This is a genomic window from Lelliottia sp. (assembly GCF_045627565.1).
Classification (GTDB): Bacteria; Pseudomonadota; Gammaproteobacteria; order Enterobacterales; family Enterobacteriaceae; genus Enterobacter.
On the sequence record NZ_JAZQNX010000010.1, the window covers coordinates 276,300 to 289,322 of the forward strand.

Here is a 13,023-nt window from a genome sequence, read left to right on the forward strand (position 1 = left end):
ACCTCAACTATCCTTAACGCATGTTTTTTAAGGAGGTATACCGTGAATATTATTGCAATTATGGGGCCGCACGGCGTCTTTTATAAAGATGAGCCCATCAAGGAGCTGGAACAGGCATTGCAGGCGCGCGGGTATCAACTTATCTGGCCGCATAATAATGCCGATCTGCTGAAGTTTATCGAACACAACCCGCGAATCTGTGGCGTGATTTTTGACTGGGATGAGTACGATCTTGAACTGTGCAGCGATATCAATCAGCTGAATGAATACCTGCCGCTCTACGCTTTCATCAACACGCATTCGACGATGGATGTCAGTGCCCACGATATGCGTATGGCGCTGTGGTTTTTTGAATACGCATTGGGTGCTGCAGAAGATATTGCGACCCGCATTCAGCAATACACGCGCGAATACCTCGACAATATTACCCCGCCATTTACCCGCGCGCTTTTCACCTACGTTCAGGAAGGTAAATACACGTTTTGCACGCCGGGTCATATGGCGGGAACCGCCTATCAGAAAAGCCCTGTGGGTTGCCTGTTTTACGATTTTTTTGGTGGGAATACGCTCAAAGCTGATGTGTCGATTTCGGTGACGGAGCTGGGCTCGCTGCTTGATCACACCGGCCCACACCTGGAGGCCGAAGAGTACATTGCACGTACTTTTGGTGCGGAGCAAAGTTATATGGTGACTAACGGTACCTCGACTTCTAACAAGATTGTTGGGATGTATGCCGCCCCGGCTGGAAGTACGCTGCTGATTGACCGTAACTGCCACAAATCACTGGCGCATTTACTGATGATGAGTGATGTTGTACCGCTCTGGCTCTCGCCAACACGAAATGCGCTGGGGATTCTGGGCGGGATCCCACGCCGTGAATTCTCCCGCGCCGCCATTGAACATAAAGTCGCAGCGATCCCTGACGCAAGCTGGCCGATTCACGCGGTGATTACTAACTCGACGTATGATGGCCTGCTGTATAACACCAACTGGATCAAGCAGACTCTTGATGTTCCTTCGATTCATTTCGATTCTGCATGGGTACCCTATACCAATTTCCACCCTATTTACGCCGGTAAAAGCGGTATGAGTGGTGAGCGCGTACCGGGAAAAGTGTTCTTCGAGACGCAATCGACGCACAAAATGCTGGCCGCTTTATCTCAGGCGTCGTTAATCCATATTAAGGGGGAATACGACGAAGAGACGTTCAACGAAGCTTATATGATGCACACCACCACATCACCGAGTTATCCATTAGTCGCATCAATCGAAACGGCAGCGGCCATGCTGCGCGGCAATCCGGGTAAACGACTGATAAACCGTTCGGTGGAACGGGCACTCCATTTCCGTAAGGAAGTTCAGCGCCTGAAAGAGGAAGCCGACGGCTGGTTCTTCGATATCTGGCAACCGGAAGAGATTGATGAGGCGGAATGCTGGTCTGTCGCGCCAGGCGAGAGCTGGCACGGTTTCAGAGAGGCTGACGCGGATCATATGTTTCTTGATCCGGTCAAAGTCACCATTCTGACGCCGGGGATGGATGAGCAGGGAACGATGAGTGATGAAGGGATTCCGGCCGCGCTGGTGGCAAAATTCCTCGACGAACGCGGCGTCGTGGTGGAAAAAACCGGCCCTTACAATCTGCTTTTCCTGTTCAGCATAGGTATCGATAAGACCCGAGCGATGGGCCTGTTACGCGGACTCATGGAATTTAAGCGCGCTTACGATCTCAATCTGCGAGTCAAAAATATGCTCCCGGATCTGTATGCCGAAGATCCTGACTATTACCGAAATATGCGTATTCAGGATCTGGCGCAAGGGATCCATAAGCTGATCCGCCAGCACGATCTTCCTCGACTGATGCTCCAGGCGTTTGACGTATTGCCTGAAATGAAACTCACGCCGCACAAGGCCTGGCAGCAGCAGGTCAAAGGTGAAGTCGAAACCATTGAGCTGGAAAATCTCATTGGGCGCGTATCCGCAAATATGGTTCTCCCTTATCCACCGGGCGTCCCGCTTTTGATGCCGGGAGAAATGATCACTGAACAAAGCCGGTCAGTGCTCGATTTTCTGCTGATGCTCTGTTCTATTGGCCGCCATTATCCTGGGTTTGAGACGGACATTCACGGTGCAAAACGCGATGAGAATGGCGTCTACCGGGTACGAGTCTTAAAAGCGTGTTGATCCCTTGCGTGTGTAGGGTTTTCAGTTGTAACGTGCAGGCATGATAAAAAGGAGACGCTATGCTGGGTTTAAAACAGGTTCACCATATTGCGATTATCGCTGCGGACTACGCCAGAAGTAAGGCTTTTTATTGCGACGTTCTCGGGTTTACGCTGTTGAGCGAAGCCTATCGTTCTGAGCGTGACTCCTGGAAAGGTGACCTGGCGCTTAACGGTCATTATGTGATCGAACTGTTCTCGTTTCCATTTCCGCCTGCACGTCCGTCTCGTCCCGAAGCATGTGGGCTTCGTCATCTCGCGTTCAGCGTCGACGATATCGATCGGGCTGTTGAACATCTTGAAGCGCACGGCGTGAAGTGTGAATCAATTCGCGTCGACCCGTTTACCGACAAACATTTTACGTTTTTTAACGATCCGGATGGCTTACCGCTGGAGCTCTACCAGCAGTAATGCTTGCCATCATCGCCAATGCTCGGTAATTTTCCGGGCATTGGCTCTCTATAAGACGTCTTATGACCTCATCCGTTATCGCCCAGTCTGTTTCTCCGTACCGCCAACTGCTGGTGGGATTTAGCGGTGGGCTGGATTCGACCGTTTTACTTCATCGATTAATGCTTTGGCGCGAGCAGGAACCAGATGTTCAGATACGTGCTGTTCATGTGCACCATGGTTTGAGTTCGAATGCTGATCACTGGGTTGCGCACTGCGAATCGCTCTGTAAAGCGTGGCATATTCCGCTGATCGTTGAACGTGTGACGCTTGATGATGAAGGTTTGGGGACAGAAGCGCAGGCGCGAAAAGCGCGCTATTTAGCGTTCGAAAAAGCGCTTCAGGCGGGGGAGGCGCTCGTCACGGCGCAGCATCTCGACGATCAGTGTGAAACGTTTTTACTGGCTCTTAAACGGGGAAGCGGCCCGGCGGGATTATCCGCCATGCCTTTGCGCACTGAATTTGCTAGCACGCAGTTGATTCGTCCACTTCTGGGTGAAACGCGTACCTCACTCGAAAAGTGGGCGCAGGACTATAACCTGGGCTGGATCGACGACGAAAGCAATCAGGATGACCGCTACGATCGTAATTTCCTGCGACTGCGCGTATTGCCTTTGCTCTCTGAACGTTGGCCGCATTTTGCAGATGCGACGGCGAGAAGCGCGGCGTTGTGCGCCGAGCAAGAGAGCCTGCTGGATGAGCTGCTGACTGAAGAATTGGCCAGTGTGATTTCGACGGAAGGCGGGCTCAGAATTGAACCTCTTGAAGCGATGAGCCCCGTGCGTCGTGCTGCGCTAATACGCCGCTGGCTGGCGGCTCATCATGCCCAAATGCCTTCGCGCACAATGTTAAACCGCATCTGGGAAGAGGTCGCTTTAGCGCGTGAAGATGCCACGCCGCGTTTGTATCTCGGTGGCTTTGAGGTCCGGCGCTACAAAGGCGAGCTTTGGTGGGTTAAATATCAGTCCTCCATGACTGACCAGATTATCGAGTGGCGCGATCCGTCGGTGTCTCTGATGTTGCCTCAGGGGAGCATTTGTTTTGCGAAAGGCGGCCACATTCGCCTGCCGAACCCTGATGAACAAGTCACAATCCGTTTCAAAGCCTGCGGAATACTGCATATTGTTGGGCGTCACGGCGGACGAAAACTGAAGAAAATCTGGCAGGAGTACAACATTCCTCCCTGGTTACGCGATACGACTCCGCTGCTGTTTTATGGGGAAACGCTGATCGCGGCTGCGGGTGTTTTTGTCACGAAGGAAGGTTGGATAGAAAAGGGCGTGCAGTTGGAGTGGAAAGCGTAACGGGCAGGTGACTGCCCGTTAGGGACATTCAGGATTCGCTCACCACAACGGTGCCGATGTCCGGATGACTGAAGCTGGCAATCTTATCGAGACGAAACTCACGCGTTGAACCTGCGTCTTCGACGACAAGGTATTCAACGTTCTTACGCATAACCAGATCGCTGGCTTTTGCCTTCAGCTCTTCGCCATCTTTTAACGCCAGCGCCAGGATCAAATGGTTCTGGCAGGCAAGTTCCAGGTTGTCATAGTCATCACAGTTGATGGGTTGATAGGTATCATTCATTGACATAATCGCTCACCAGTAAATTCGCAGCAGCATACGCCGCTTTTTCCCTGATCGATTCTGAAAGGCTGTTATCCGTCGCCACTTCATTCAGCACTTTCAACACACAGCCCAACGCATCCGGGATATAACCCAGATCTCCGCTGGCGATTTCCGCATACCTTTTGCGAATTAACTCACAATAAATTTCCACATCCCCTCCTGCCAGCGCACTGACGTTACTGTGAGATACTTAAGCCTACGAAGATAAACACGGTTTATCAAGGTGACTATAACATACTCATCCTGGCAATATCAGCGCCTTGATATTGTGGACTTTCACCACCCGGACCAGTCTTTTGGCCATAATTTCGCTACAATGGCCACCTTATAAGAATGGAGTTTAGTCATGGCGCTGAAAGCGACAATTTATAAAGCGGTAGTCAATGTAGCCGATCTTGACCGCAACCAGTTTCTCGATGCGTCGCTCACGCTGGCGCGTCACCCTTCCGAAACCCAGGAACGCATGATGCTGCGCCTGCTGGCGTGGATTAAATATGCCAACGAGCGGTTACAGTTCACGCGAGGATTAAGTGCCGAAGAAGAGCCAGAAGCCTGGCTGAAGAACGATCATCTGGGCATCGACTTGTGGATCGAACTTGGTCTGCCCGATGAACGTCGTATCAAGAAGGCCTGCACGCAGTCCGCTGAGGTGGCGATATTTGCGTATAATCAGCGTGCAGCTGAGATTTGGTGGCAGCAGAACCAGCGCAAATGCGCACAGTATTCGCATCTTTCTGTGTGGTATCTGGATGATGAACAGCTGGCGCAGCTGAGTGATTTTGCCGGAAGAACAATGGCTTTGCAGGCCACGATCCAGGACGGGGCGATCTGGTTGTCTGATTCCCAGAATAATCTGGAAATTCATCTCACCGCGTGGCAGTCCCCGTCATGATCGAATTGTCCCGCACCGTTAGCATTCCTGACAGCGAGTTTGAGATTACGGCGATTCGCGCGCAGGGCGCGGGTGGGCAACATGTCAATAAAGCCTCAACCGCTATCCATCTGCGCTTTGACATTCGGGCCTCAAGCCTGCCAGAGTCATACAAAGACGCTCTGCTTGCCGCCAGTCATCACCTCATCACCAGTGATGGCGTGATCATTATTAAGGCGCAAGAGTATCGCAGCCAGGAGCTCAATCGCGAAGCTGCCCTTGCTCGGTTGGTGGCGCTGATTAAAGAGTTAACCGTCGTGCAGAAAAGCCGCCGGGCAACCCGGCCGACTCGCGCGTCAAAAGAGCGTCGGTTGTCATCGAAAGCGCAAAAGTCCACAGTGAAGTCACTACGCGGTAAAATTCAACGGTCTTCTGATTAACGAACCGGGACACCCAATTTATAAGGAATTCATCGTGAAAACAGCGATATTGTCAGTGCTCGCCGCCTCTACGCTTTTTGCACTTATTGGCTGTAATAACCGTACAGAAACTCAGGCGCTGCAACCGACGGAGTCGGAAGCGCTGCAGCCGATGCAGCAGAGCTGGCAAGGTGTTCTACCCTGCGCCGACTGTGAAGGAATTGAAACTACCCTGTTCCTGGAAAAGGACGGTTCATGGGTAATGAATCAGCGCTATCAAGGCGCGAAAGAGCCTTCGTCTTTCGCGACTTACGGTAAGTGGGTGCGCACAGCTGAAAAGCTGATCCTGACGGATGCTGAAGGTGAGAAAACCTATTTCCGCCCGAAGGGCGAAGGAATGGAGATGCTTGATCGGGAAGGTCTTCCGATTGAATCTCAGCTCAATTATACGCTGGCACCGGTAAACGTGGCGCTGCCATCGACTCCGATGCCGATGCGCGGCATGTATTTCTATATGGCGGATGCTGCGGTGTTTACCGATTGTGCGACGGGCAAGAAAGTCAGTGTCGCCAACAATGCGCAGCTGGAACGTGATTATGCCGTGGCGCGTGGAAATGACAGTAAACCGGTTCTTTTGACCGTGGATGGCCATTTCACTCTGGAACCTAATCCGGATAGCGGCGAGAGGGTTAAAACGCTGGTAGCGGATAAAGGCGCTAAGTTTGTGGCGGGTAAAGGCTGCGAAACTCAATAAACGGATGTAAACGCTGATAATAAAAAGCCCCGCATTTGCGGGGCTTTTTGTTGCTTAGTGACTTAGCCTTTGATGGCTTTCACAAGGTAATCAAGGATGTCGCCGGTCTTGATCATCTGCTTCTCGCCGCTACGACGGTATTTGTACTCAATGTCGTCACTGTCGAGGTTACGATCGCCGATAACCACGGTGTGCGGAATGCCGATCAGTTCCATATCAGCAAACATCACGCCTGGACGTTCTTTACGATCGTCCATCAGCACTTCAATACCCTGAGCGCGCAGTTCGCTGTACAGCTTCTCCGCCAGCTCCTGCACACGGTAAGATTTGTGCATGTTCATCGGCAGGATGGCGACCTGGAACGGTGCCAGATTATCTGGCCATACGATGCCGCGCTCGTCGTGGTTCTGCTCAATTGCAGCAGCCACAACGCGCGTGACCCCGATACCATAACAACCCATCGTCAGGATCTGGTTACGGCCATCTTCACCCTGAACGGAAGCGTTAAGCGCCTCGGAATATTTGGTGCCGAGCTGGAAGATGTGACCGACTTCGATCCCGCGTTTGATCATCAACGTACCCTGGCCGTCTGGGCTTGGATCGCCTGCCACCACGTTACGGATATCGGCCACTTCTGGCGTCGCAACGTCACGATCCCAGTTGATACCAAAGTAATGCTGACCATCGATGTTCGCGCCAGCGGAGAAATCACTCATCGCAGCTACGGTGCGGTCGATAACCACTGGAATAGGCATGTTCACTGGACCCAGAGAGCCTGGACCTGCGTTAACCACCGAGCGGATTTCCGCTTCGGTCGCAAAAGTCAGTGGGCTGGCAACCTGCGCCAGTTTCTCCGCTTTGACTTCATTCAGTTCGTGATCGCCACGCACCAGCAGCGCAACCAGTGGATAAGCGCTACCTTCAACGGCTTTAACCAGCAGGGTTTTCACCGTTTTTTCGATTGGCAGATTGAACTGCTCAACCAGTTCGGCGATGGTTTTTGCGTTTGGCGTATCGACCAGCTTCATCTCTTCTGATGCAGCAGCACGGGGTGCTGACGGGGCTAACGCTTCTGCAAATTCGATGTTAGCTGCGTAGTCTGAAGTATCGGAGAAGATCACATCGTCTTCGCCGCTCTGTGCCAGTACCTGGAATTCATGAGAAGCGCTGCCACCGATAGAACCGGTGTCAGCCTGCACCGCGCGGAAATCCAGACCCATGCGGGAGAAGATTTTGCTGTACGCTTCATACATCTTGTCATACGTCTCTTGCAGAGATTCCTGAGAGGTATGGAAAGAGTAAGAATCTTTCATCAGGAATTCGCGAGAACGCATGACGCCGAAACGTGGACGGACTTCGTCACGGAACTTGGTCTGGATCTGGAAGAAGTTCAGCGGCAGCTGTTTGTAGGAATTCAGCTCGTTGCGGATCAGATCCGTGATGACTTCTTCATGCGTTGGGCCGAGCACAAACGAACGTTCGCCGCGATCAACAAAACGCAGCAGCTCCGGGCCGTACTGCTCCCAGCGACCACTTTCTACCCACAGGTCAGCAGGCTGAACCACAGGCATAGACACCTCGATTGCACCGGCGTTGTTCATCTCTTCACGCACGATGTTTTCGACTTTTTTCAGGACGCGCAGACCGGTCGGCAACCAGGTGTACAACCCAGAGGCCAGCTTGCGGATCATCCCGGCGCGGAGCATCAACTGGTGGCTGATGACTTCGGCGTCGGCTGGTGTCTCCTTCAGTGTGGAGAGCAGATATTGGCTAGTACGCATGTTGTTACGGTTCCATTTCGACGATTGGACCAGGCTGATTCGTCAACCTGACACAAAAAAAGTGGTTTAGTTTACCAGTGTGGCAAAGATGCCAAAAGAGAGGACAATAAAATTAGCGCACTTCCAGTGCAAACACTTCAAAACCCGCTTCGGTTACACGCCAGCGAACGTTAAAATCCAGCAACCAGACGGCGTAGTTTTTCCCTACCTCTTCTTCCTTTCGATAAGCTGGACGCGGATCCTGAGCCAGAACGTCGACGATAAAATCTTTCAGTCGAGGATACCGCTTTTCAAGCTGCTGAAGCTGTAAGAAGACATCGGCAGTGAAGCCAACCGGCATATCTGCCACCGGCGCCTGCTGGGCATAGCTCGCCACGGCATCGGGTAGGGCTTCGGCGAAGGGCAGATACGGTTTGATATCTACAACCGGCGTTCCGTCTACCAGGTCCAGGCTCCCGAGTTCGAGAATCACCTGATCTTTTTGGCAGCGGATACCGTTTAATTCAACGAGCGACATGCCAATCGGATTGGGTCGGTATGTCGAACGCGTCGCGAAAACACCCATTCTTGCATTGCCGCCCAGACGTGGAGGGCGAACGGTAGGGCGCCAGCCTCCTTCCATCGTTTGATGAAAGATGAACAGAATCCACAGATGACTGAATGCTTCCAGCCCACGAACGGCATCGGCCTGATTAAAGGGCGCAATTAAGTGAAGTTCACCGCCACAGCTTTTGACCAGACCTGGTTGACGCGGAACGGCAAACTTCTCTTTATAAGGCGAGCGGATAACTCCTATCTGCTCGAACTCAAATACACTCATTTAGCCGAGACGTTAAGAGCGTTGCCCATGCACACGGCCTGGCGATAGCATCCCGGCGTGCCGCTGGTGACTTCACAGCTATGCAGCAGTACGGCGTTAGCCTTCATTTTGGCTGCGTTGATCTGCAGACGCTTGCGCGCTGTTGGGATATTTGGCGGTGAATCCTGGTTGCTTGCCTGGCATGATTCGCCAGTGACTTCGCCCAAATCTCGGAAAGGCTTACCGATAAGATCTTCGGCATTGGTGTAAATTTTTACCGGCGCTGGACGCGGTGCCTTCGGTTTGGCTGGTTCCACTTTTGGCGGAGTTGCAGTGCTTTTAACAGGTTCAACAGGAGATCTGCTTAGCATTGAACAGCCGCTCAGCATGAGTGCTAAAAGACAGATCGGTAAAGCCCGCATAATATTTCCTCAATGAATAATCAAATCGTCAGTTATTGAATCAGTTGCCTGTATAAATGACAAGACGGGCTTTCGCCCGCCCTGATGATATTACATAAAGGTAAGATTACCAGCCTTTAACAGCGCCGCCGTTAAACACTTTATTGGCTTCCTGGTAAACTTCTTCAGACTGGTAAGCCTGAACGAATTTTTTCACGTTTTCCGCGTCTTTGTTATCTTCACGGCTAACGATCATGTTGACGTAAGGAGAGTCTTTTTCTTCAACGAAGATGCCGTCTTTCGCTGGCGTCAGGCCGATCTGGCTAGCGTAAGTGGTGTTGATTACCGCCAGCGCAATTTGTGCATCGTCCAGAGAGCGCGGAAGTTGTGGCGCTTCCAGTTCAACAATTTTCAGATTTTTTGAATTCTCAGCAACATCCAGCACAGTTGGCAGTAAACCAACGCCGTCTTTCAGTTTGATTAAGCCCACTTTCTGTAACAGCAGCAGGGAACGGCCAAGGTTGGTTGGGTCATTCGGTACTGCCACCTGCGAACCTGGCTGCAGCTCTTCCAGCGATTTGATTTTTTTGGAGTAGCCAGCAATCGGGTATACAAATGTATTGCCTACGGAAACCAGTTTGTAACCGCGATCTTTAATCTGCTGATCAAGATACGGTTTGTGCTGGAAGGCGTTGACATCGATATCGCCTTTGCTCAGCGCTTCGTTTGGCAGAACGTAATCATTAAAGGTCACCAGCTCAACGTCCAGGCCGTATTTTTCTTTTGCTACTTTTTGCGCTACTTCAGCAACTTGTTGTTCCGCGCCAACGATGACACCCACTTTAATGTGGTTTGGGTCTTTCTCGTCCTGACCACAACCGACCAGAGCCAGAGATCCAATCAGCGCGCCGACTGCGGCAAAGGTTTTCAATTTAAACGTCATGTCATTTCCTTAATTCGTCGAGTTTGTGTTGTGTAACGTTATTTGTGAGTCACTGCCCGGACGATACGATCGCCTGAGAATTGAATGAGATAAACCAGCACAACCAGCAATACCAGAACCGTATTCATCACGGTAGCGTTATATCCAATATAGCCATATTGATAGCCGATCTGGCCAAGACCGCCAGCGCCGACGGCACCGCCCATCGCGGAATATCCCACTAATGTAATGAGCGTAATAGTGGCGGCATTGACCAGACCTGGTAGTGCTTCGGGTAACAGCACTTTACGCACGATCTGCATCGGGGTTGCGCCCATTGCGCGCGATGCTTCGATCAGCCCTGTAGGAATTTCCAGCAGGGCGTTTTCAACCATACGAGCAATAAAGGGAGCGGCTCCGACGGTGAGCGGGACGATTGCTGCCTGCAGACCAATCGATGTGCCCACAATGATGCGGGTGAAGGGAATCATCCATACCAGTAGGATAATAAAAGGAATCGAGCGGAAGATATTCACCAGCGCAGACAGCGTGCGATAGAGTTTGGCATTCTCGATAATTTGCCCTGGGCGAGTGACGTAGAGCAGGACGCCGACCGGCAGACCAATCACAAAGCCAAAAAAACCAGAGACGAAGGTCATTGCCAGCGTTTCCCATACGCCGCGAACCAGTAGCCACATCATCGGCTCAGACATAACCCAGTACCTCTACTTTTACATGGTGTTCTTGCAGCCAGGCAATGGCGGCTTGCGTTTCTTGTTGTGTACCGTGCATTTCCGTCAGCATGATGCCGAACTTCACGCCACCGGCATAATCCATCTGCGCACTGATTATGTTGTTGTTCACATTAAAGCGGCGTGCTGTTTCGGAAAGCAGCGGAGCATCTACCGATTGGCCAGTAAATTCCATACGCAACATCGGGACGCTGGCTTCGGTTGGTTCTGCTTTTAAACGTGCCAGGTAATCTTCAGGGATATCCAGATGCAATGTTGACTGAATAAACTGCTGGGCCAGCGGCGTTTTCGGATGTGAGAACACTTCACTCACGGTATCTTGTTCGATCAATTCACCGTTGCTGATCACCGCTACGCAGTCGCAAATGCGCTTAACCACATCCATCTCATGCGTAATAAGAAGAATAGTCAGCCCCAGACGGCGGTTAATGTCTTTCAGTAATTCGAGTATTGAACGGGTGGTTGCGGGATCAAGTGCGCTAGTGGCTTCGTCACACAGCAGAACTTTGGGGTTGCTTGCCAGCGCACGCGCGATCGCCACACGCTGCTTTTGTCCACCAGAGAGGTTGGCTGCATAGCTGTCACGCTTGTCGCTCAGACCCACCAGATCCAACAGTTCCGTCACCCGACGTTTGATTTCTTCTTTAGGGGTATTGTCCAGCTCCAGCGGCAACGCGACGTTACCAAATACGGTGCGGGAAGCCAGCAGGTTGAAGTGCTGGAAGATCATGCCAATCTGGCGGCGTGATTTGGTTAATTCCGTTTCGGAAAGTTGGGTTAACTCCTGGCCGCCAACCTGGACGCTACCTTCGGTTGGACGTTCGAGCAGATTAACGCAGCGGATAAGCGTGCTTTTACCTGCACCTGATGCGCCAATCACGCCATAAATCTGTCCAGCCGGAACATGCAGGCTGACGTTATTCAGCGCCTGGATGGTTCGGGTTCCTTGCTGGAACACTTTGGTGATATTGGAAAGTTTAATCATTGGATTATTTTTATCGTATTTAAGTTAGCCGTGGCATTTTCTTCTGCCAGATACGGGTGTCTACCGTAAACAAAACGGATGTTAAGGCATCCAGACGTCTAAATCAATCTGACTGTGCGAGATGAGCACTTTCTTGCGCTACGAAACATGAGATACTAGCCGTACATGCATTTTTCAGGAGCAAGCCAGTGTCAAAATTAGTACCCGCAATATTTCTCGATCGTGATGGCACTATTAATGTCGATCACGGTTATGTGCACGAGATTGATGAGTTCGAGTTTATTGACGGCGCCATTGATGCCATGCGTGAACTTAAAGGAATGGGGTATGCGCTGGTGGTGGTGACTAATCAGTCTGGTATCGCCCGAGGTAAATTCACCGAAGCGCAATTCGAAACACTGACTGAATGGATGGACTGGTCGCTGGCGGATCGGGATGTCGAACTGGATGGTATCTACTATTGTCCTCATCATCCGCAAGGCACAGTTGAAGAATATCGTCAGACGTGTGATTGCCGTAAACCGCATCCCGGAATGTTTCTGTCTGCACAAGAGTTCCTGCACATTGATATGGCTGCTTCATATATGGTGGGCGATAAACTGGAAGACATGCAGGCAGCGGCAGCGGCTGGCGTAGGCACAAAAGTGCTAGTTCGCACAGGTAAACCAGTGACACCAGAAGCCGAAAGTGCAGCCGATCTGGTCATTAATAGCCTTGCTGACCTGCCAAAAGCGCTAAAAAAGTCGTAAAAATAAGCGCAATGATGAAAAAATGAGCGGTTGAAATAAAATTGTATTTTTCCGCTTGTCATTCCTCAGAAGCTCCCTATAATGCGCCTCCATCGACACGGCGGATGTGAATCACTTCACACAAACAGCCGGTTCGGTTGAAGAGAAAAATCCTGAAATAAAGGATTGACTCTGAAAGAGGAAAGCGTAATATACGCCACCTCGCAACGGTGAGCGAAAGCCGCGTTGCACTGCTCTTTAACAATTTATCAGACAATCTGTGTGGGCACTCAAAGTGACATGGATTCTTAAT

At 51.4% G+C, this 13,023-nt stretch carries 15 protein-coding genes; 7 read left to right on the forward strand and 8 right to left on the reverse strand.

All coding sequences use genetic code 11. The features are described from left to right. The first annotated feature begins 42 nt into the window (after window positions 1–42). The 3 genes from ACKI5T_RS09045 to tilS all read left to right on the forward strand — a co-directional run bounded on the left by ACKI5T_RS09045 (window position 43) and on the right by tilS (window position 3,973). Window positions 43–2,181, forward strand: a complete 2,139-nt coding sequence (locus ACKI5T_RS09045) for a lysine decarboxylase LdcC (RefSeq protein WP_407437096.1) — start codon at window positions 43–45, stop codon at window positions 2,179–2,181. Window positions 2,182–2,240: 59 nt separating this feature from the next. Next, the gene (locus tag ACKI5T_RS09050; protein ID WP_407437097.1) at window positions 2,241–2,630 is read left to right on the forward strand and encodes a VOC family protein; all 390 of its coding nucleotides are present in this window, start codon (window positions 2,241–2,243) and stop codon (window positions 2,628–2,630) included. Between the two features lie 62 nt (window positions 2,631–2,692). After that, on the forward strand, window positions 2,693–3,973 hold the full coding sequence (tilS, locus tag ACKI5T_RS09055; RefSeq protein WP_407437098.1) for a tRNA lysidine(34) synthetase TilS: 1,281 nt from the start codon (window positions 2,693–2,695) through the stop codon (window positions 3,971–3,973). Between the two features lie 28 nt (window positions 3,974–4,001). Here tilS and rof read toward each other — a convergent pair whose 3' ends face one another. Further along, the gene (rof, locus tag ACKI5T_RS09060; RefSeq protein WP_012016135.1) at window positions 4,002–4,262 is read right to left on the reverse strand and encodes a Rho-binding antiterminator; all 261 of its coding nucleotides are present in this window, start codon (window positions 4,260–4,262) and stop codon (window positions 4,002–4,004) included. After that, window positions 4,249–4,449, reverse strand: a complete 201-nt coding sequence (locus ACKI5T_RS09065; RefSeq protein WP_012016136.1) for a YaeP family protein — start codon at window positions 4,447–4,449, stop codon at window positions 4,249–4,251. Before ACKI5T_RS09065 ends, rof begins: the two co-directional genes overlap by 14 nt. Before the next feature lie 195 nt (window positions 4,450–4,644). Here ACKI5T_RS09065 and ACKI5T_RS09070 point away from each other — a divergent pair, with 195 nt between their 5' ends. The 3 genes from ACKI5T_RS09070 to nlpE are packed head-to-tail and all read left to right on the forward strand — an operon-like array spanning window position 4,645 to window position 6,342. Next, the gene (locus ACKI5T_RS09070) at window positions 4,645–5,190 is read left to right on the forward strand and encodes a YaeQ family protein (RefSeq protein ID WP_012016137.1); all 546 of its coding nucleotides are present in this window, start codon (window positions 4,645–4,647) and stop codon (window positions 5,188–5,190) included. Then, window positions 5,187–5,609 (forward strand): alternative ribosome rescue aminoacyl-tRNA hydrolase ArfB, encoded by a 423-nt coding sequence (gene arfB, locus ACKI5T_RS09075; protein ID WP_407437099.1) that lies wholly within the window; start codon window positions 5,187–5,189, stop codon window positions 5,607–5,609. Before ACKI5T_RS09070 ends, arfB begins: the two co-directional genes overlap by 4 nt. A gap of 34 nt (window positions 5,610–5,643) precedes the next feature. Next, the gene (gene nlpE / locus ACKI5T_RS09080) at window positions 5,644–6,342 is read left to right on the forward strand and encodes an envelope stress response activation lipoprotein NlpE (protein WP_407437100.1); all 699 of its coding nucleotides are present in this window, start codon (window positions 5,644–5,646) and stop codon (window positions 6,340–6,342) included. 62 nt (window positions 6,343–6,404) lie between these two features. On the opposite strand, the gene proS is transcribed toward nlpE, so the two are convergent. The 6 genes from proS to metN form a co-directional block, all read right to left on the reverse strand. Beyond that, complete coding sequence (gene proS, locus ACKI5T_RS09085) at window positions 6,405–8,123, reverse strand: proline--tRNA ligase (RefSeq protein ID WP_407437101.1); 1,719 nt, start codon at window positions 8,121–8,123, stop codon at window positions 6,405–6,407. Window positions 8,124–8,235: 112 nt separating this feature from the next. After that, window positions 8,236–8,943, reverse strand: coding sequence for a tRNA (N6-threonylcarbamoyladenosine(37)-N6)-methyltransferase TrmO (tsaA, locus tag ACKI5T_RS09090; RefSeq protein ID WP_407437102.1), 708 nt, complete (start codon window positions 8,941–8,943; stop codon window positions 8,236–8,238). Continuing rightward, window positions 8,940–9,344: an Rcs stress response system protein RcsF gene (rcsF, locus tag ACKI5T_RS09095; protein ID WP_012016142.1), complete on the reverse strand. Its 405-nt coding sequence runs from the start codon at window positions 9,342–9,344 to the stop codon at window positions 8,940–8,942. Before rcsF ends, tsaA begins: the two co-directional genes overlap by 4 nt. A 106-nt stretch (window positions 9,345–9,450) precedes the next feature. After that, entirely contained in the window at window positions 9,451–10,266 is an 816-nt protein-coding gene (locus ACKI5T_RS09100; protein WP_407437103.1) for a MetQ/NlpA family lipoprotein, read from the reverse strand. Between the two features lie 38 nt (window positions 10,267–10,304). Beyond that, entirely contained in the window at window positions 10,305–10,958 is a 654-nt protein-coding gene (locus ACKI5T_RS09105; RefSeq protein WP_012016144.1) for a methionine ABC transporter permease MetI, read from the reverse strand. Continuing rightward, a complete protein-coding gene (gene metN, locus ACKI5T_RS09110) occupies window positions 10,951–11,982 on the reverse strand; it encodes a methionine ABC transporter ATP-binding protein MetN (protein WP_407437104.1) in 1,032 nt (343 codons plus the stop codon). Before metN ends, ACKI5T_RS09105 begins: the two co-directional genes overlap by 8 nt. A 188-nt stretch (window positions 11,983–12,170) precedes the next feature. Between metN and gmhB the strand changes: the two genes are divergently transcribed. After that, entirely contained in the window at window positions 12,171–12,731 is a 561-nt protein-coding gene (gene gmhB / locus ACKI5T_RS09115) for a D-glycero-beta-D-manno-heptose 1,7-bisphosphate 7-phosphatase (RefSeq protein WP_131487491.1), read from the forward strand. Window positions 12,732–13,023: the final 292 nt, after the last annotated feature.